The following is a 19,820-nucleotide window of genomic DNA, read 5'->3' on the forward strand; positions in this document are numbered from 1 at the left end:
GGAACCGGCGGTGTCAAAACCTGCAAGGGCTTTGTCCCCCGCCGGAGTTCAATAGGACACTTTCAGGACGTCCCCATCGATCACAAATTTCGGGCTGGCGTGATGTATCTCGTTCGCCTCGAACGCGTTTGCGTCCAGATCGGCCATATTCGGGGCCTGCAGAACGGGATATTCCACACCCGGCTCGAAACTGTGTCCTTTGGGGAAAGTAAAGAACATCCGCACCGGCGACAGTTTGATTTCCAGCGCTTCTGCAACGGTCAGGGTGGTGGGGTCCGTTCCCAGTTGGATATTCACTACTCCGTTGGTCAGTTCCAATTGGCCGACGCGCAGCCCGCCCTTGTGATCGCTGACGTCCAGCGTGCCGTTGCCGAACAGGCGGATCTTCGCGGTTCCACCGGAGGAGCTGTCAGAAAACTGAATTTGCCCCCCTGCCCCGCCATGGGTTCCGCCATAAGCAATCAGCGTGGCATTGCCTGCCGATCCGGTATCCGTAAAGGACGTATATCCGCCCTGTTGTTCCGGCGTATCGCTGCCCAGATTGAAAATCGTGGCATTCCCGGCGGTTGGCGGTTGGTTTGGCGCGCCGGTGCCGTATGAGGATTCGAAGACTGTAAACCCTCCTGCCTGCCCCGGATGGTTCCAGATGGTCGCGTTGTCAGCGCTGGAAAAGAAGGCGTTCGGCGGCTTGATCGAAAAGATCGTGTGACCGGCGGTCGAGGCGCTGTTCAGGGCGCTACCGAAGTTCAGGATTTTCGCGCTGCCCGCGGTGGCATAGCCAAAGCGGGCGGTGAATTCGGTATGTCCGCCGCCGCCGGGGCTGTCCTTGGTGGCACCGTAATTGATGTATGTTCCCTCACCCGCCGAAGCGCCCGCATTGTCCATTTCAGGGAAATTGGGGTTGTTGTTAAAGCTCGTCACGCCGCCATGCGCGCCGTCGATCGTGGCCGGGTAATTGTAAAATAACCCCTGACCGCCCGTCGCCGCGCCGTCAAAGGCGACATCGCCGCCATTGGCCCCTTTCCAGTCGGCATTCACCGCCGCTCCGCCGTGATTGAGGTACGTGCCCTGCGCCGCCGAGGAATAGTCATAGAACTGGGTATTGCCGCCATCGCCGCCCGGCACCGTCCCGCCACGATTGATGAAGGTTGCACGATCAGCCGAGGCCGCCTGATGAAACACCGCATTCGCAAACGTGTCTCCGTCACTGCCCAGTGTCCCAAAGATCGAGAATGTGGCGGTTCCGGCGCGTGCACGCTCGCTGAACTTGACGGTGCCACCAAGGGTGCTTTGACGGTTTGGCGGGGGCGCCTTTCCGGTTCTCAGGGTAAAATAGGCCGCCCCTGCGCTGGCATCGTCGTGAAATGCGATGGTGCCGCCGCCATAGGTCGTCTCCAGGTCGGGCGGACCCGCGTAAAAGCTGACCGGTCCCTCGCCTGCCGAGGCTGAACCAGTGAATTTAAGCTGCGGCTGATTGTAGGTGCCGAAAGATGCCACGACAAAGCTCTGCGTGTTGAGCGAGCGGTTCACGATGCCCGCGCCGGTGATGGTCAGGGCAGGCTGCTTACCCAGTTCCCGCACGGTGAAGGAATAGGATGCGGCGGTTTCGGCAAACTCGATTTGTTCGATCTCAGCCGCGGACTCGGCGGCGAAAGTGATCGTTGTCCGGGATGAAGCGTCGAACAGGGCACCGTTGTCGGGAACCTGTCCCGCGTCCCAGTTTTCCGCCGCGTTCCACTGATCAGATTGCGGATTGGCCTTCCAGCGAGATGTCGTCACGATCCGTCCCCTTCCGAAATTGAAGTTTCAGCCGTCGATCCGGCTTTCTAATGATCATCGCGCGCGCGCCTGCACGATGCGGGGGCGCAGGCGCGATGCCTTAAATGTCAAACAGGCGCTGAAATGTTGCCGTGTAGGCCGCCGAAGCACCGTCCAGCACCGGCGCCCCGTGACCGCAGAACACATGCCTGTATTCCAGCGTCGCAAGGCGACGGAAATCCTCGGCACCGGGTTCTGCGACCTGTCTCCAGACCGGGCCGACATTCGCCGGGGTGAAAAACCCCATCCCGGTCATCATCTCGGCAGAGTCGTTGCTGAAAAACTCATCCGGCGCCAGATAGTTTTGCAGGGCATCGCAGGCGATCAGCACTCCGCCGTCGCGGTCCAGCCGGAAAATGCATTCAGGCGTCTTTGTGGTTTTGAACGTGAACAGTTCGGCCCCGGACACCGGCAGCGGGCCGCCTTCAACAAGCTCTTTGTCCACCGGAACACCGTCCTGCCCGGCACCGGGCTGCGCCCAATAGGTCGCGCCGAATGTGTCCCGGTAAAAGGCGTCATCGGCACCGTGCAACCCGCCCACCTGCACCACATTTGTGATCCGGCCAAGAGCCTCCAGCGCTTTCAGCCCGTCCTCGGACAGACGCACCGCATTGAACAGCGTCAGCTGATCACCCTCACGCAGGACAGTCATGTTGCGGCTGAACTGCCAGTCGATTTCGTTGAAATGCATCTCGCGCGTGCCGGTGACGAAAAAGATGTCCCGCAAAGGTTCCGAAATGGCACCATGTGGTGCCGCAGCCAAATGCTGGGCGTCCGAAAAACTCATAATATTCCCCCCAAAAAATACGCTATCCTAGCCTTTTTTCCGCAGGCAGGGAAGTATAGTCGAATTGACCCACATAGGCGTACTCATCGTCGAAAGCGTGCAGATAGGTGTTCAGACAATCGCGCTGATCCGGGCGCAGGCGGCCAGCCAGAACATCCGCAAGACGTTCCGACCCGTCGCTTGTGTCCAGACGTTTCAGCAGGAACAGCGTCACTTCCTTGCCGCCGAACCAGTCCTTGCCGATGGATTGGGCCGCGCGGGCGCCGGACATGTCAAACACCGATCCCGCAAGCGCCGTCAGATGCGGCGCCAGCCCGGTATGGTCCAGGCGCAGGCCGGTCGGCGCGGGTTCGAAGGGTGCCAAATTCGGGGGGCGCAGGACAGGCCGCGCGTCCAACTCGGCGATATAGGCGGGGTCCAGCCCGGCCTCGGTGGCACCACGGGTCAGAATGTTCAGATACCGCCGGGTCGGCCGGCAGGCATCGTTCACGAACTCCGGCAAGCCGACATAGGCCAGCGCCCGTTCCGTGCCCTGTGCGGTGTCGACCGTGACCTCGACCCGGTCGTAGCCAACGCCATAGGCTTCCATCTTGTCCAGCGCCGCAAGGTCGCTTTCGTCGCAGCAATGCAGAACCCCCAGCACCCGGTCGCCGGGCGCGCCGGTGCGTTGGATATTCCCGACCCCGCCTTCGTGACGAAAGAAATGTTCGACATTGAATGCCAGCCGCCACCCGCTCAGCGCCGCCGCGCGCGACGCGGACGGGATAACCCCCTTGGCCCTCAATGAAGTAAAATTCATATTTGAGCCGTATCCAAAATACTTAATCAAGGCTATGCTCTGAACCGGACCCGCTTTGCGCAGTATGGCAGCCTGCGGGGTCCGAGTCATAGTTTAATTAATTGGTGCATTTGAAGCTTGCGAAAAGGTAGTTTCTGCCTTGAATGCTGAAATAGCCGGATATCAGATCGAACAGCAGATCGAGGCCTTCTACTCGAGCACGCTTTTCCGCGCCCGCAACAGCCTGAACGGACAGCCGGCGATCCTCAAGACCCTGTCCGCCGAATTTCCCGATACCCGCGACGCGAAACGGTTGGAGCGGGAATACTGGCTGCTGACCGAGTTCGGGGAGGGCGACGGAGTTCTGCCGGTCTCGGGCATCCATTTCCGCCGCAACGGAACCCCGGTCATGATCAGCCCGGCGACCGGCTGGCCGCTGTCGCATTTCCTGCGCGAAAAGCGCGCGGCCACCTGGCCGCTGGACAGGATCCTCGGCATCGTCATCGACCTGACCACCGCGCTGAGCGCCGTCCATGACCGCAACATGGTGCACAAGAACGTGGCCCCGCAGAACATCCTGCTCGATGACTCCGACTGGAGCATCCGGCTGATGAATTTCGAAATTGCCGCGGCGCTGACGCGCGAACATCAGGGCCGGGTCGCCTCGAAACTGGTCGAAGGCCATCTGCCCTATATCTCGCCCGAGCAGACCGCGCGGATTTCGCATGATGTCGACTACCGGTCCGATTTCTATTCGCTGGGTGTCGTGTTTTTCGAATTGCTGTTCGGCCACCTGCCTTTCACCGCAGAAACCCAGCTGGAATGGGTGCATGCCCATATCGCCAAACTGCCGTCCATCCCCGACGACGCCGGGGCGCATGTGCCCGCGCCCGTCATCCAGATCGTGCTGCGTCTGCTCGCCAAGGACCCCGAGGACCGCTATCAAAGCTCATACGGGCTGCTGCATGATTTGCGGCATTGTCACCGGCAATTGGCCGACACCGGGCGGGTCGCACCGTTCGAGATCGCGCAGCGGGACATTTCCGAAACGTTTCGCGTACCGCAACTGTTGCTGGGTCGTGATGCGGAGCTGGCTTTCCTGACCGGACTTCTTCGCAATGTCGAACGCGGACCGACCGAGCTGTGCCTGATTTCCGGCAGTTCGGGCGTCGGAAAATCCGCTCTGGTGGACGCGCTCAACAAGCCGGTCACTCAGGCCCGGGGGTTTTTCCTGCGCGGCAAGTTCGATCAGTTCGAACGCGCCAAACCCTATAGCGGCATCGCCGCCGCCTTTTCTGGGCTGGTACAGGAACTGCTGGCCGAACCGCCCGACCGGCTGGCCATGTGGAAGAAAACCATCCTGGACGCGCTGGGGCGAAACGCGCAGGTCATGCTGGAAATCCTGCCGGGGCTGGAGCAGATCACCGGACCTCAGCCCCCGGTCCCGGCATTACCGCCGACTGAGGCGCAGAACCGGTTGCAACTGACGTTCCTGAGCTTTGTCAGACGGCTGGCCAGTGCCGATCATCCGCTGGTACTGTATCTCGACGATCTGCAATGGGCCGATGCGCCGACGCTGAACCTTGTGCAGAAACTGGCGACAGCGCGGGATGTCGGCCATTTGTTCATTCTGGGCGCCTACCGGGACAATGAGGTTGACGGCAATCACCTGCTCAGCCTGATGCGCAACGATGTCACCAAGCTTCGCGAGGTGCACGATCTGTCACTGCCACCGCTTTCTCTGCCCGTGGTGAACCAGATCGTTGCCCGCACCTTCCGTACCGACGAACAGGAAACGCAAAAGCTGAGCGCCGAGCTGTACCGGACAACCGAAGGCAACCCGTTCTTTGTCAAAGAGCTTTTGCAGTCCCTCTTCGATGACGACATGATCCGGTTCGACCGGGCACGCGGCCGGTGGCACTGGGATCTGGCCGAGATCAGCCGGGCCGAGATCGGCGACAACATCGTCGATTTTCTTGTCGGCAACCTGAACAAACTGCCCGAGGACACCAAGGACACGCTGCGCATGGCGGCCTGCATCGGACACGAGTTCGACATGGCCAAACTGTCGGTAATCCATCAGCGCTCCAAGGAACAGCTTGGGCTGACGCTGATGAGCGCACTTGCAAGCAACATCATCCTGCCGCTGGACGACAGCTATCAGCTTTTTGATCAGATCGCCGCCCAGACCGCCGGCAAGGCAGACGCCACGATGAACCCGCGCTATCGGTTTCAGCACGACCGGCTGCATCAGGCCGCTTATGAGCTGATCGACGCGGCCGACAAGCAACCAGTGCACCTGTCCATCGGCAGGCTGCTGCAGAAAGAGGTCACCGACGAACCGCCCGAAGAACGCGCGGTCAAGATCGTCCGCCACCTGAACGAGGCGCAGGACCTGATCCGGGAGCGGCAAGACAAATGCGAACTGGCGCGCCTGAACCTGACCGCAGCGCGTGTGGCCCATGACGCTTCATCCTATCATGTGGCGCTGAACTATCTGCGCGTGGCCCGGTCGCTATTGCCCGAACATCCATGGCGCGACGCCTATGACCTGACGAAGGCGCTGTCCTCGCTTTATGCACAAACCGCTTACCTGAACGGGCTGCATGCCAAGGCCGACGCCGAGATTTCCGACGCCCTGGACAACCTGTGGACGCCACTTGAAAAGGCGCGGGCTTTGTCGATGCGAACCCGGCATTATTCGACGCTGGGCCGCATGCGGGAGTCCATCGATGCGGCCCTCGAAGGGCTGGCCCTTCTGGGGATCCGGTTCACGGCGGATGTGTCGCAGGCAGAACTGGACGCCGAGATCGCCGAGATATCGACCAACCTTGGCGGCCGCCAGATCGCCGATCTGATCCACGCCAACCGCATGACCGACGACAAGATGACCACGGCGATCGGATTGTTGATGGAAATCTTTCCCGCGGCATTCCTGTCGGGCGCGGGAAATCTGTTCCGCCTGCTGGTCCTGAAATCGGTCAATCTGTCGCTGAAATACGGAAACTCGGCCGAGACGGCCTTTGCCTATTCTTCCTACGGAATGCTGCTCTGCGGTGGCATGAACCGCCCGGCCGAGGCGCTGGAGTTCGGCAAGCTTGCGCTGGCGATGAACGAAACCTATGACGACATCGCACTGAAGTCCCGCATCCTCTACGTCTATACGATGTTCATCCATCACTGGAGCCATCACTGGACGACCATGACCGACTGGTTCAAACGCGGGCTTGAGGCCGGGTACCAGTCCGGCGATCTGCTGTATCTGGCCTATAACGCACAGGACTGCATCATCTGGGACCCGCGGCTGGATCTGGAAACCGCGATTGCCGAACAGACCCGCTATCTGATGATAGTGAAAGACTGCAACTATGCCGACAGTTACGATTCCGGAAGCCTGTTCCTGCAGATGCTGCAGAACTTTGCAGGCAACACGCGGGACATGTTCTCATTGACCGATGAGGCGTTTGATGAGGAAGCCTGTCTGCTGAGGATGCAGGACCGCAAATTCATGACCGGGGTGGCGAATTACCATATCTACAAGGCTGAAGTTCACTGCATGTATCGCGATTTTCAGGGCGCCCTGCCGCATGTGACCGCGCAGGAACAAATGATGGACAGCGTCATGTCCCTGCCGCAATCCGCCCGGTTCCGGTTCATCGCCTTTCTGACCTATGCCGCAACGTATGAGGCCAGCCCCGAGCCAGGGCATTGGCAAAAAATGACCCGACACGCGGATCAGATGGCCAGTTGGGCGCAGCATTGCCCCGAGAATTTCCAACATCTCGACCTGGCCATGCAGGCCGAAATGGCCCGGCTGCGCGGCGATAGCGTGGCGGCTTTCTCGGACTTCACTAAGGCAATCTCCAGCGCCGGGGCAAACGGCTTCACCCGCGATCAGGCAATGATCCATGAACTGTGCGCCGTGGCCTTCCGGCAGATCGGACAGACCCTTGCGGCCCAGGCTCATATCAACGCCGCCCGCCACCTGTATGGCCTGTGGGGCGCCAGGCGGAAGGTCGGGCAACTGGACAATCAAAACCCGACGGTTTTGCCTGCTGCACCTGATGGGCAAGCCGGTGGGGACCGCGAGGATAACCCGTCAGCCTTCGCCATCTCGCACAGTGCGCTGGACCTGCAGGCCGTCATGAATGCGGCCCGCGCGATCTCGGGTGAAATCGTGCTGGACAACCTGCTGTCGCGCACCATGCAGATATTGCTGGAAAGCACAGGCGCGCAGCGTGGCGTGTTCCTGAGCCAGAATGACGGCGATTTGTGGGTCGAGGTAGAATGCGCTGCCGAGGCTGGCGGTCTGACCACGCGGGACGACCGGTTCCGACCGGGACCGGACACCGTGCCGCTGTCGGTGGTCAACTATGTGTCGCGCACCCGCAAGCCGCTGGTTTTGGACGACGCATCGGCGCTGCCGCGCTACAATTCTGATCCTTATGTAGCCCAAAACGGCACCCGGTCTGTCATGTGCGTGCCGATCATCCGGTCGGACCAGTTTGCCGGCATTGCCTATCTGGAAAACGGTCTTGCGGCCGGCGCTTTCCCCGAAGCCCGGGTTTCGATTGCCGAATTGCTGGCGGCGCAGGCGTCAATCTCAATCGAAAACGCCAAGCTTTACGACGGGCTGGAACAAAAGGTCGAACAGCGTACCGCCGAGCTGAGTCAGAAGACCAACGCGCTGGAAGCTGTCGCCAACCAACTGTCAAAATATCTGTCGCCGCAGGTCTACCGTTCGATCTTTGACCGCGAGAAAGAGGTCCGGCTGACCTCGGAACGCAAACTGCTGACGATCTTCTTCTCGGACCTTGTCGGATTCACCGAACTGGCCGAGCGGATGACCTCGGAAGAACTGAAGTCGCTGCTCAATCACTACCTGTCCGAAATGTCCGAAGTGGCACTGTCCTTCGGGGCCACCATCGACAAATATGTCGGCGATGCGATTGTCATCTTTTTTGGCGACCCGGAAACCCGGGGGTCGGACAATGACGCGATCGCCTGCGCCGAAATGGCAATTGCAATGCGCGACCGGCTATCGGCGTTGCGCCGGGAATGGCGCGACGCCGGTATCGAAAACCCGCTGGAATGCCGCATCGGTATTCATACCGGGTACTGCACCGTCGGGAACTTTGGCAGCGAGACGAGGATGGATTACACGATCATCGGGCGCGCCGTGAACCAGGCCTCGCGGCTTGAAAACGCGGCGCGCACCGGTGGCATTCTGATTTCGCAGGATACCTATGACAGGATCAAATCCCGCATCGACTGCGTCCCTTGCGGGGCGATCGACCTGCGCGGCATCGCCGAGCCAGTCCAGACCTATGAAATCCGCGGTGTGAAGCACGATGCGGCGAGCGACACGGACTATCACTAAAGCGGCCGGGGCGCAGACGGCGTTTCGTCACCTATCTTGGGGATGCTTCATGCTGTTCTTAGGCCCCGGCGGCGGCCCGATTTCGCAGCTGCAAGGTGCATTATCCGCCCCTTCGCACCGCTCCATCGCCTGATCGAACGTATATTTCGGGTGCGGCGGCGGCCCGGCGCAATAGAACAGATCCATCTGGGCCAGGGCACACATGACCTGCGCGTCCCGCGTGTCGGCGGGTTTGGGCGGGCCGGTGCCGTCTGTGTTGCCGAACCACCGTTTGCAGGCCCGCGCCTTTGCCTCTTCTGGCTCGATATCCGGGGTCTGAGCGTATTCATACAGAAACGAGGCGGCCACCAGATCCTGCGCTTCATACATGCGGATATCGGGAATTTTCCTGGCGTGGTCGGTGCATTTTCCGGTCACACCTGCCGCGATCATGTGATTGGCGATCATATAGGGCGTCTCGCGCGGGTCGTCAGGGGACAGCCGCACCTTGCCCACTTGCAATACCGGCGTTTCCGGGGTGCCGTTCTTATCCGTGGGCATGTCATCCTTGAACGCCACCCGGAACCAGCCGGGCGCCTGCGGGTCGTAAAGCGGCGAACCGCAGACCAGCAAAGGCAACGTATGGCGCTGGCCGGTGGCGTTGGGCCCGTTCAGATACAGGCCCAGCATCGTGCGGATATAGGCGCGTTCAGGCGGTCCATCAAAAAACCCCGAGGCCATCATGATCGGAAAATAGTCGTTGGGATACTCGCTCTGCCCCGCGCCGGGGGCGGCGATGGGATTCACGTCCACGATGGTCCGGTAGAAACTTACCTCGTCGGCGGGAATGCCACAGGCGCGCAGCACCGTGTCCCAGCGGTGCATGGTCATGCATTTCAGGAATGTGCCCTGCTGCAAAACCTGCCATGGCGGGTAGTGCATCAACAGCAACCCCCTCTGCCCCATCACGTTCAGCCCCAGCGGCGGAAACAGATGCCATTTGCACAGACCGTCATCCTTGTCATTGTTGACGGGATAGCCCGCCATCGGGTTCCAGACCCCAAGCTCCTGCAACAGCACCTTGCCCACAACGGCCTTCCCCGCCGCGCCGGGCGCCAGCAGCTTCTGGTGATGTTCCCCAAACTGCGCCAGCGCAGCCTCCGGCGCGTCCGCCGTGACCAAGACCCAATACTGCCCTTCGGACCGGGTGACCGCGACCTTGGCCGCCGCGAAACCGTCCGCCTCAAGCGAGTTCCGGGTGTAATGGGCGATGACGCTTTCGCGGTCGGTCAGCCCAACATCGCGATTTGCCAGATCCGCGGGCGGAAACAGCTCGTCCAGCAGATCGGTTGCGCCCAAGGAATAGGAATGGCGTGCCACCCGATCAGCCCCCGGACCCTCCGGGCGGAAAGTTCTTGTCATATGGCGGGGTGAATGCCGGTTTGTCCGAGCGCGGTTCTTCCAGTTCAAAGACCGACTCGAAGGTCGGTGCAACCTGCACCCGGTCGCCAAGCCCCCAGCGGGCTCGCGGGATGCCGTACCACTCCAGTACCGTCGACAACAGCGAGGTCCCTTCGTAAGGGGTCGGCTGACCGCTGCGGAACACGGTGTTGGCCTTGACGTGTGGCGAGACCACGATCGTCGGCACGCGCGGCCCAAGCACATCGTATTTGAACCCGTCATTTTCATCCCGCGGCCAGGCGGGCTGTGCGGCGGGCGTGGCTTCGTGATCGTAGAGGCCACCGCCCTTGCTGAAGGTGATCACCAGTGCGGTTTTGTGCCATTGCGGCCCGTTGCACAGCGCTTCGTATATCTGGTTCAGCGTCCGTTCGCCGGGCACCATGTCCCCGGACGCGCCGGGGTGGTACGAGGTCGCCCCGGTCGGCGCGATCCAGGCCGGTTCGACGAACGAGAACTTCGGTAGCATCCCCGCCTTCGCATCCGCGATGAACGCGTTCAGCGTCTGCACATACTCGAACTTGCTCGCATCCACGCTGGGCAGTTGGTTGCGCATGTACAGATGGTAGGTGAAGACTTGTTTCTCCCACTCGACCGAGTAGTAGATTTTCCAGTCATTGTGGCCGTTGTTCTGCAGCACCTTCCAGATTGGCTGCCGCAGGGGTTGGTCGGCATATTGGGTATATTGCGGCTCGCCCTCGCAATTCACCGTGATGTTGTAGTTTGATCCCGACAGGGCAAATCCGCGATTGGCCACTGTTCCGCCCGGCATCGGCGAGAACCAGTAATCGCTGACCGCAAAATGCTCTGCCAAACCGTTCAGAACCGGCAGCTGGGTCGGACTGAAGGACACCATCGCCTCGGGGCTGACGTTGTTCGACACGAACCCGCCCATATCGGGAACCGCGCCGCTCTCATACGCTGAAAAGCCGCCGCTGTATTGCTGATCTATGCAGTCGGCCGTGGCGTGGAACGGATCGATCTTTGGCGAGGACAGCACGATATCGGCGCTCAACTCACCCTTGTTGTACTGATGCACGGCGTAGTTTTCACCGTCATAACTGTTGGTATGGGAATAGGAATTCGCCTTAAATGGCGGTTCCGCATTCACATAGTTCAGATGCGGCGCGTCTGCCTCGTAAAGCCAGCCCAGAACGCTGTCCATTGTCCGGCTTTCCAGCATATAGACGACCACATGTTCGATGTTCGAGCGCATGAAATCCATCGTGCCCGGCACCGCCGCCCGCGCGGCATCAACCGGAACCTCGGTCTGCACAGGGGTCAGATCGCCGGTAACGTCAAAACCCTGCGGCAGCGTGCCGGATTTCAGCGGACCGACAAGGGGGTCGGACCGAAACGGGTCAAAGCCCCACAGCCGGTAACTGCTGTCGCCCGTGGCAATATCCAGAATGAATTCACCCAGCGCGATCAGCCGGTGAGAGGCGTCCATATCCGCGCGTTCGCCCTCGGATATCGTGGGCAGCGCCAGAGGGTGCCAGTTCTGCGGGTCAAAATTCCACACGCGGTACTTCGAGTGGGCCGGAATCCATTCCAGCACGTAATTGCCCATGGGCAGCAGCTCGCTGCCTTCTCCGATCTCGGCAAAGGCATCCTGCGGACCCATTGCGTTCGGCAGCGGATCAGGGGGTTTCACCGGGCTGGGTGCCGGGTCGAAATTCCACAGCATATAGGTTCCGCGGGCCGCGGTCGGCATATAGGCCATGACATATCCGGTCATCGGTACAAGCTGCACGATATCCGTGTCGCTCGCGTCCCATGTGTAATGGTCAAAATACTGCCAGAACTTCATTTTCTTCCACTTGCCCGACTGCAAGGGCGCCACGTTCAGCGGGTCGGGCAGCGTCGGGTCGAACCTGAAAAGGTCATAGGCAACATGGGGATTGTCCGCGTCCTGCAGCGGCGCCAGATCGTAGGCGAACATATAGCCCCCAACCGGGCACAACTTTTTTCCCGCGGCAAATGATGCCCCCGGCCCCAGCTCCATTGGCTGAAACAGGTCCGGCAGATCCGAATCCATCCGCCAAAGCGCATAATTGTCGCCCTGGGAACTGTGGCTGATGACATATGTTGGGGCTGCGTTTGCAATAAGGTCCTTCTCGGTCATGGTCCGTCCAATCGATACAGGGTCAAAACTTTAAAAATTGAGATTTGGGAAACGATTTGTTGACCAATGTGCAACAAACGGCAGTTCACAAAAAGAAAAATTGCAATACGTGCACGCACCTCAAATCTGCCCGCCGTGGTGCAAGCTGCCGGATTCGCAAGGTTGGTTCGCCTTGCCCAACCGTCGGAAAACTGCGGCACTCACGTCGTCAGCGGCGCTCTTTTGTTTGCGCAACTTTGGAAACCAGCGACACCTGTCGCGTGGAATATTGGCACGCAAACAACAGCTTGCCGATTATCTGTCCTTGCAGAGCCGATCGACATATCCGGGACCCAGAGCCGAGCAGGCCCGCAGGCGACACGATCCCTTGCCGACCCGCGCGCAGCAGTGCCTGTACTCCTTCTGAGCGCACCGCCAAATTGACCGTGACCTGCACGACCAGACGCTGGAATCGAGGTCACGAAACCGAGAATTCGCAGAGAATCACCTTTCAGAGGTTTCGTCTGAGGTTCGTTCAGAAATGTGGCCGCCACCTAAACGTCGAGACCATTTGCCTTTCCGAAATCGGTGTAAAAGGACGCACTGCGACACCTGGCCAGCGTATCCTCATCAGCGCTCTTCGGATCGCCTCCGGGACTCACGACACCTGTGCCTTCGATGAACCGGTTCACTAGATTGAAGACACCACAAACCTGGATTGCGTCAAACAGCGCGGCTTCCGACCAGCCCGCCTCATAAACCGCGAGCGCGTCGGCCTCGGTTATTCGGGTTGGTCTCAGAGTCAGTTTCTCAACATATGCAAGAACCGGCTTCAGCTTTGGCGGAACCGGCGCGGTTTCCCGGTCCTCCATCAGTGCTTCAATCGTCTCAACATCAATTCCGTATGCCCGGGCAAAGACGGTGTGTGCGTTGTGGCAGTAATCGCAGGCATTCAGCCCCGAGACATAGGCCGCAATGAGTTCACGTTCTCCAACCGAGAGGTCGCTTTCACCTCTCATCACCAGACTTTCATACTCACACCAGGGGCCGAGCTTGTCCGGAAAAGCCTGAAAGACACTTCCCAGAGTCGCATCCCTCGGCAAGGAAGGGAACAGACGCTTCATTCAATGTTCTCCCCAAATGATCGGAGGACCAATCTCGTCATTTTGACGAAAGTAAATTGTTCCGCGCAACCCTGATAATCGCATCCAGAGCCTACGCTGTACTTCGATGCCACCCTGCTTGTGGCTCATCAGGTCTAAGTTGGTGCTGAACAGACCAAAGTCGCGCACAGTAATTTCGGAACGCTGCTTGATCATAGCCAGCGCCACTCAGACCGCAAAGGATGAGATGCCTCCGGCGAAGGAGGCAAGGATCGGTGCGACCAGCGCAAATCCGGCGCGCAGGATTTCTCCGGCCCCTTCTTTCAGCCCGTGCGATGCCTTCCAGCCTTCGACATCGAAGCTGTCGTCGCTCTTTACGCCGCGGCCAGCGATCCGCGACAATTTCTTGACCCTGCCGTCCAGAATCAGGGCCACCGGAAGGTAGAAGCTCAGCATCAGCAGGCAGAAATAGGTTCCGGTGAACAAGGCCGACGCGGTCACAAGCGCAGTGTAGTCAGCCTTGGCGGACTCGGCGATCAGGGGCAAAGGCCAGTACATCCAGCTTGAGGCAAAAAACATGCCAAAGGTTAGGATCAGACTGGTCAGGTACAATTGCTGCCGCATCTGATGCAGGTTTCTGCCCAGTTGATCGGCGGTATCTTCAACGGTTTCGCCGTCGCCGGACGCCAGACACAGGATCATGCCCGCAATCAACGCGCCAACCGCAAGCCCGGCAAGTGCGTTGATGATGTCCAGCACCCGCCCGAACATGGTAAATACCGGTATGTCCCCGCAGCGCCCCAACAGCCAGTAATCGTCAGGTGACAGACAGCCCGGCAGCGTCCCTTTGGACAAGGCCGTTTCGAAAACCTCCTTGCCGACCTGATGATAAATCCGGGGCGCGCTTGCCGTTGCGTATTGCTGGATCGTCGGCAACAGGGCCAGGGCAAACACGGCCAAGGTGGTGGCAATGGCGGCAAGTCTGGTGTTTCGGTCGGTTAGGCGCATCAGGTTCCGGACAAGCACCGCGACGGCCAGAATAGCAAGCGCTGCAAAAAACCACGATGCCGCCAGAAACCGAAAACGTCCGACGGCTTCCAGCCAGATGTCTTCGTCCTGAAGTATCTCAAGCGGTACGTCCAGGTCTTTGGCGATCAGGTGCGTTTGCATGATTTCGTGAATAGCGAAGATCAGCACCGGTAACAGCGCGATCGTGAAATAACGCAGTTCTACTCGACGGTTAGACACGCCTGACCTCTTGCGCTTCTGATGTTCCCTGTATTTTCCCTAGCATAAATCGGGGCCATCGGCATCGGTCCGGCAGCATACTCTCTGGATCCTGCGGCAATTTGGGATCAGGCCGGGTATGTCCGACAAGACGTTCCGGCATGGGCCATTTGCTGTCTTCCGGCGGCATTCTTCTGAATTCAGCCGTCTTGTGATAGGGTTACGCAAGCCCACAGGCGTCGCGACGCCTGGCACGGAATGGCCGGAAACGGTGCACATACGCCCGAAGGTGAAGCCTCTGACCAGTCAGAGGCTCTCATTCTCTATACGCGCAGTCGCGGGAGTGCAGAGCAGGCCGAAACCGAAAAACCCGTAGCAAAAGACAGCCGGGCAGGTGCTTGGTTTGCCGAGCTACTGATGTCGCTGACCAAAACCTCGGTCGCCTTTTTTCTGGCCTATCTGCTGGTTCAAAGCGTCGAGCTTGATCTGAAACGCGACCGGTTCACGGCTGATGCGGCGGACAAGCTCAAAACATATGTTATCGATCTGAACAGCCCTGAATTGGAAAACGACGCTGAAAAGTCCAAGGCAACCGCGCTTGCTCTTGGAGGGTTCGGAAGCGTTGCGGCCTATCCGCTTGTGCAATTCATCGATCACGGGAACGAATTTCAGATCGGTTGGGGAAAGCTTGGGCTGGAACAGGCCGGACTGATCACAAATGACGCCACCTGCGACGTCATCGTGCGCGTCATTGACGACCCGACCGAGACTTTCAAATGGCGCACGCGCAAAGCGGTGGCTGAAATCGCAGGCACAGTGGGATGTCGCGACGCGGTGGACCCGTTGATGCGACTGAGCGCGGGTTTGACCGGTGCTGGCGTGCCGTCGGGCGCCCAGCCGGATTTCGAGACGGCGATCCGGACAGCGCTGACACAGATCGAAAGAGCCAATCAGAGGGCGCAACCATGGTGGAAGTTTTGGTGACCCAAATAACCGATGTGTGCCGCTCGTGGCTGACCAGAGCTGCCTTTGCCGCTGCGGTTTTTCTTGCGTTTCAGGCGCAGGCCGAGCTTCAGGGCTGTCCGGACGCGACCGCGCCGAATGACAAGTTGCTGATTGGCTCGATGGATCTTGTCAGTTCGATCAGCGAACGGAAGAGGCGCGCCTTGCTTGCCGCCTTCGAAATGCATTTCGACAAGGCCGATGCGTCGCTGGGGTCGCTTGCAAAGGTCATCTATTGCCCGCAACGGCAGATGCGGGACCCTAACAATTACGACGCAAGCGTGACCGGGGTGCTTAACGACGAAAGGGTGCTGCTTGAGGTCGGGGCCCGCGTCAGCGGCGGTGACATCATCGTGGCCTATGTCGTTGTACCGCTCCGCCACTACGAATACCACAATGCCCGCCCGCCCCGCATGCCCGGCTATCACGAAGCCCTGTATGAACAGACGCAGATCGATGCCGGGTTGGCGGAGCTGTTTCGCGGCAATGCCGAATTGCGCCTTCTGGCCGCGCTGGCGCTTGGTCTCAGGCATGAAAAGGTGGCCGAGGCATCCCAGGCGCAGGAGCGCAAGATGATGCTGCTGCGCGCGCGTGGCTTTTATTGCGACGCGATCGGAACACTCGACGCTGCGCGGCCCAGGCCGGATTTTCTGGGTTTGGATCAGGATGAATGGGAGGCGCTTGGGGATTTCGCGCATAACGGTGCGGATCGGGTCTATCAACAGACGGTTGCCGAATTTGGCGATCAGAGCACACTTCCAATTCTTCAGGAAATTCGTGGCGGTGACGGTACGGACAGCGGCGTTTGCGTGGACCTGCTTCCCTCTCAGACCGACGGCGGTGGAGGTCAGTGATGAAACACCCAACCGATGTACTCAGGACAGTTTTGGCAGCGGTTTTCCTTTGTGGGCCGAGCGTCCTTCCCGGACTACGGCAGGCCGAGGCAGGCGGCTTCACCGCATGTGACAACCCTTACATCTTTGACGGGTCCGCCGCGAATATCGTGCCGCTGGAATATCTTGCAACCGCGGCCGAAACGACCTCATCCGATGGCAACCGGCTGGAAAGGTTGCAGAAAACGGCGCAGCGGTTTTCGTGGCTGTTCAAGCTGGACAGCTGGCACCAGCCGACCTATGGCAGTCTGGGCGTGGTCGCGCATATGTTTCTGGAGCGGCGCTGTGACCCTGACGAGGTTCTCGGCATGCTGCTGACCGAAGGCGCTTCACAGCCACTGCGTACGGATCAGATCCTTGTCTTCCTGCAAGGGCGGATCTTCATCGAAGACGAACAGATTTTCGTGCAATCCAGGCTCAGAGGGTTTCGCCGCCACTCACCCCAATACGAGTTTCTGCAGCCGATGCCGCTGAACTTTGCGGAAGAAACCCTGCAGATGCCCCTTGCAAGGTCTGATCGGAGATTGTCTCTCACAGTACCAGTGCTGGACGTGACCTTTGCGCCGCGCGTTATTTCGGCAGAGCTGTTCGACAGCATCGACAGCGCGTTTTTGGAGGCCAGCCGGGTCTTTGCCGAGCCGGATCTAAATGCGTCCAGCGAAGAGTTGGTGTTCGAACCAGAGCAGCCAAGGGCGTTCAGCGTGCGGATCACAAACGAGCCGGGCTGGATCGAGGTGACGGATATGATGGGTGGGTATCCTGATCACGGCTTTATCCGGGCGAACCCGGACGCCTCACGGATGTTTCACAACAGCCTGCCCGAGCTTGACTTTCTGAATGGGACCCTGGGGTTCCTGCGGCTCAGGCAGGTTCAGGAGTTGATCGAGTATCCGCCAGTGCCCGGACAGGCTCCGTTACAGGCCATGGCGGCGTTCAGGCGCTTTCTGGACAATGACCTGACCGGTGACGAGCCGGAACTGCGTGCGCTGGCGCATGGGTTGACCGGGTTTATTGCGGCGTCGGAACTGGAGGACTGGTCCGCAGCGCGCAAATCATTTCTGCGCGCGGCTGAGCTGGCGCCGACAGATACCCACTATCGCAATGCTCTTGGTGTGGCAGACGCGATGCTGTGCTGTTCCGGGGATGCGCTTCCCCCCTATCGCGACCCGGCAAGGTGGTTCGCAGATGCGCTTTCGGTCGATCCGGAAAACGGTGAAGCCCTGGGTAATCTGTTACAATTCCTCGAATTTCTGACCTCTGCAGAACGCACGCCCCAGGGGATCGACACTTCAAACCTGCCGAAAGCGCTGGATGTGGTGCGAAAGGTCGCTGAACAGAACCCGGACCTTCTCCGCAACGACCATCGGTAACGGCCTATCCCACGTCTGGAACCCGCCGGTGTCAGGCGCGCGAGGGCGGATTGGTGCCCGTTTTGTCCACGCGCAGCACTACTTATACGCGAGAAGCCCTCCGCACTGTTTCTAAAAACCGCAGTTTCTGTTATCATCGGCGGTTATTGTTGAGACCTTTTGTTGGATGGCATTAGATGCGGGTTTACGACGCGGTTGTTGCCGCTCTCGAGACTATTGGGGTTGATGCTGCATATGGCGGGGCCGGCGAAAACGCCGCGGGGATGATGCTTGCCCTGGACGCATCGGAAAAAATCCGGCCGATAATCGCAAAGAATGAACAGGGTGCATCCTTTATGGCCTGTGGGCACGCAATGTTCACCGGCAAGCTGGGTGTGTGTTTCGCCACGGCCGGACCGGGCGCGTTCAACCTGATTTCTGGCATGTGTGTGGCTTTGACCGACAGCTATCCGTTACTGGCGATCAGCGGCTATTCCACGGTTGCGTGGCAGGGGCGTGGCGGGTTGAACGAAACATCCGGGCTGGCGCGTACGCCGGATTCGCGGATGATGTTCCGCGCCGCCACCAAGAAAGACGCGGAAACCGGTGAGCCTGCGGATTTTCTGGTCACCGACCCGGATGACCTGATCGACACGCTGCAAAAGGCGATCGACATCGCCTTTGAGGGACGGCCCGGCCCGGTGCATGTTGCGATCGCCGAGGACATCACAGATCCGAAGGTCGAAGTGACAAATTTCCGGCCGCTGAGCCAACCCCAAACCGGTGTAACGCCAGAACCCGATGACCTGAACAGGGTGTCGGGCGTGCTTGAACAGGCGATCAAGGCAGACAAGACCGTGGTTATGCTGGCCGGTTTCGGCGCGATCCTTTCCGGGGCCAATGACATCACCAAATCGTTCGTCGAACGGTTCCAGATACCTTTGCTTACTACGATGGACGGCAAAGGTATCGTCGCCGAGGAAAACCCGCTTGCGATCGGGCTCTATTGCGATTCAGGGCACAAGGCGGCGTGGGAATTGTTCTCGGACGCGGATGTGGTGCTGGCGGTTGGCAACTCTTTCGCGCAGCACGCGACTTTCGACTTTTTCGACGGGCTGTTTGACGACAAGACGCTGATCCATATCAACGTGGATGCGGGTGAGTTCGACAAGTTCTACAAGGCGGATCACGTGATCCTCGGGGACGCGCGGCAAGCCCTGCAGAGCCTGTATGAACGCCTCGACGCGGTGATCGGACCGGTGCCCCAGCGGGACTACCGGCCAAAAGACTACGACGATCGTTTTATCATTTCACCGCAGAAACAACTGCATCCGGGCGAAATGGTACAAAAGATTTCGCAGTTGCTGCCGCCGGGCGGGGTCGTGCTGGCGGATGCCGGGGCTCATGCCGCTTGGGCCGGGTATTACCTGGAACTCAAAGAGGGTCAGAACTTCCGCAAGCCGGGGACGTACGGGCCGATGGGCATCGGTGTTTGCGGAGCGATCGGCGCGAAGTATGCGGAAATGCACCGTCCCGTTGTCGCCGCGGTTGGCGATGGCTCGTATCTGATGAGCGGTTTCGAACTGATGACAGCGGTGCAGTACAACATTCCCGTGGTCTGGGTCATCTTCAACGACCGCGAGTTCAAGCTGATCAAGCTTTATCAGCTTTCTGCCTTCTTCAAGACCGGACTGGTCGAATTCGACAACCCCGACTATGCCGCCTATGCCCGCGCCTGTGGCGCCGATGGCTATGTCGCCAACCAGCTGGACGAGTTTGAGCAGGCGTTTGCCGCGGCCCTGGCAAGTGGTCGGCCATCCCTCATCGATGCGAGGATCACGCGATTGGCTTTGCCCAACTACTCGCCTCATCCCGAAGGCGTTCTGGCCGCGATCTGGAATGGCATACGCACGCGGTTTGGATTGTAGCGAAGAGGAGGCCC

At 59.7% G+C, this 19,820-nt stretch carries 13 protein-coding genes; 5 read left to right on the plus strand and 8 right to left on the minus strand.

The genetic code is table 11. From position 1 onward, the window contains the following. Window positions 1–48 precede the first annotated feature (48 nt). The 3 genes from ACXAC3_RS20520 to ACXAC3_RS20530 all read right to left on the minus strand — a co-directional run bounded on the left by ACXAC3_RS20520 (window position 49) and on the right by ACXAC3_RS20530 (window position 3,494). A complete protein-coding gene (locus tag ACXAC3_RS20520) occupies window positions 49–1,779 on the minus strand; it encodes a hypothetical protein (RefSeq protein ID WP_475164315.1) in 1,731 nt (576 codons plus the stop codon). A gap of 100 nt (window positions 1,780–1,879) precedes the next feature. After that, a complete protein-coding gene (locus ACXAC3_RS20525; RefSeq protein ID WP_475164316.1) occupies window positions 1,880–2,605 on the minus strand; it encodes an MBL fold metallo-hydrolase in 726 nt (241 codons plus the stop codon). 22 nt (window positions 2,606–2,627) lie between these two features. Continuing rightward, the gene (locus tag ACXAC3_RS20530) at window positions 2,628–3,494 is read right to left on the minus strand and encodes a gamma-glutamylcyclotransferase family protein (protein WP_475164320.1); all 867 of its coding nucleotides are present in this window, start codon (window positions 3,492–3,494) and stop codon (window positions 2,628–2,630) included. 49 nt (window positions 3,495–3,543) lie between these two features. Here ACXAC3_RS20530 and ACXAC3_RS20535 point away from each other — a divergent pair, with 49 nt between their 5' ends. Beyond that, the gene (locus tag ACXAC3_RS20535; protein ID WP_475164322.1) at window positions 3,544–8,763 is read left to right on the plus strand and encodes an AAA family ATPase; all 5,220 of its coding nucleotides are present in this window, start codon (window positions 3,544–3,546) and stop codon (window positions 8,761–8,763) included. 27 nt (window positions 8,764–8,790) lie between these two features. Here ACXAC3_RS20535 and ACXAC3_RS20540 read toward each other — a convergent pair whose 3' ends face one another. From ACXAC3_RS20540 to ACXAC3_RS20560, 5 genes are all read right to left on the minus strand, one after another. Further along, window positions 8,791–10,122 (minus strand): hypothetical protein, encoded by a 1,332-nt coding sequence (locus tag ACXAC3_RS20540; RefSeq protein WP_475164324.1) that lies wholly within the window; start codon window positions 10,120–10,122, stop codon window positions 8,791–8,793. A gap of 4 nt (window positions 10,123–10,126) precedes the next feature. Then, window positions 10,127–12,325 (minus strand): alkaline phosphatase family protein, encoded by a 2,199-nt coding sequence (locus ACXAC3_RS20545; protein ID WP_475164327.1) that lies wholly within the window; start codon window positions 12,323–12,325, stop codon window positions 10,127–10,129. 533 nt (window positions 12,326–12,858) lie between these two features. Next, window positions 12,859–13,428, minus strand: a complete 570-nt coding sequence (locus ACXAC3_RS20550) for a carboxymuconolactone decarboxylase family protein (protein ID WP_475164330.1) — start codon at window positions 13,426–13,428, stop codon at window positions 12,859–12,861. Further along, a complete protein-coding gene (locus ACXAC3_RS20555; protein WP_475164331.1) occupies window positions 13,429–13,623 on the minus strand; it encodes a hypothetical protein in 195 nt (64 codons plus the stop codon). A 12-nt stretch (window positions 13,624–13,635) separates the two neighbouring features. Next, window positions 13,636–14,655, minus strand: a complete 1,020-nt coding sequence (locus tag ACXAC3_RS20560; protein WP_475164334.1) for a hypothetical protein — start codon at window positions 14,653–14,655, stop codon at window positions 13,636–13,638. A gap of 237 nt (window positions 14,656–14,892) precedes the next feature. Here ACXAC3_RS20560 and ACXAC3_RS20565 point away from each other — a divergent pair, with 237 nt between their 5' ends. The 4 genes from ACXAC3_RS20565 to ACXAC3_RS20580 all read left to right on the plus strand — a co-directional run bounded on the left by ACXAC3_RS20565 (window position 14,893) and on the right by ACXAC3_RS20580 (window position 19,806). Further along, window positions 14,893–15,618 carry a hypothetical protein gene (locus ACXAC3_RS20565; RefSeq protein ID WP_475164336.1) on the plus strand — a complete coding sequence of 242 codons (726 nt, stop codon included), beginning with the start codon at window positions 14,893–14,895 and terminating at the stop codon, window positions 15,616–15,618. After that, entirely contained in the window at window positions 15,615–16,490 is an 876-nt protein-coding gene (locus tag ACXAC3_RS20570; protein WP_475164340.1) for a hypothetical protein, read from the plus strand. Before ACXAC3_RS20565 ends, ACXAC3_RS20570 begins: the two co-directional genes overlap by 4 nt. Further along, window positions 16,490–17,899, plus strand: coding sequence for a tetratricopeptide repeat protein (locus tag ACXAC3_RS20575; RefSeq protein WP_475164345.1), 1,410 nt, complete (start codon window positions 16,490–16,492; stop codon window positions 17,897–17,899). The genes ACXAC3_RS20570 and ACXAC3_RS20575 overlap by 1 nt, the downstream gene beginning before the upstream one ends. Before the next feature lie 176 nt (window positions 17,900–18,075). Beyond that, window positions 18,076–19,806, plus strand: a complete 1,731-nt coding sequence (locus ACXAC3_RS20580; RefSeq protein WP_475164350.1) for a thiamine pyrophosphate-binding protein — start codon at window positions 18,076–18,078, stop codon at window positions 19,804–19,806. Window positions 19,807–19,820: the final 14 nt, after the last annotated feature.

Source organism: Ruegeria sp. ABV4_181, assembly GCF_056158465.1.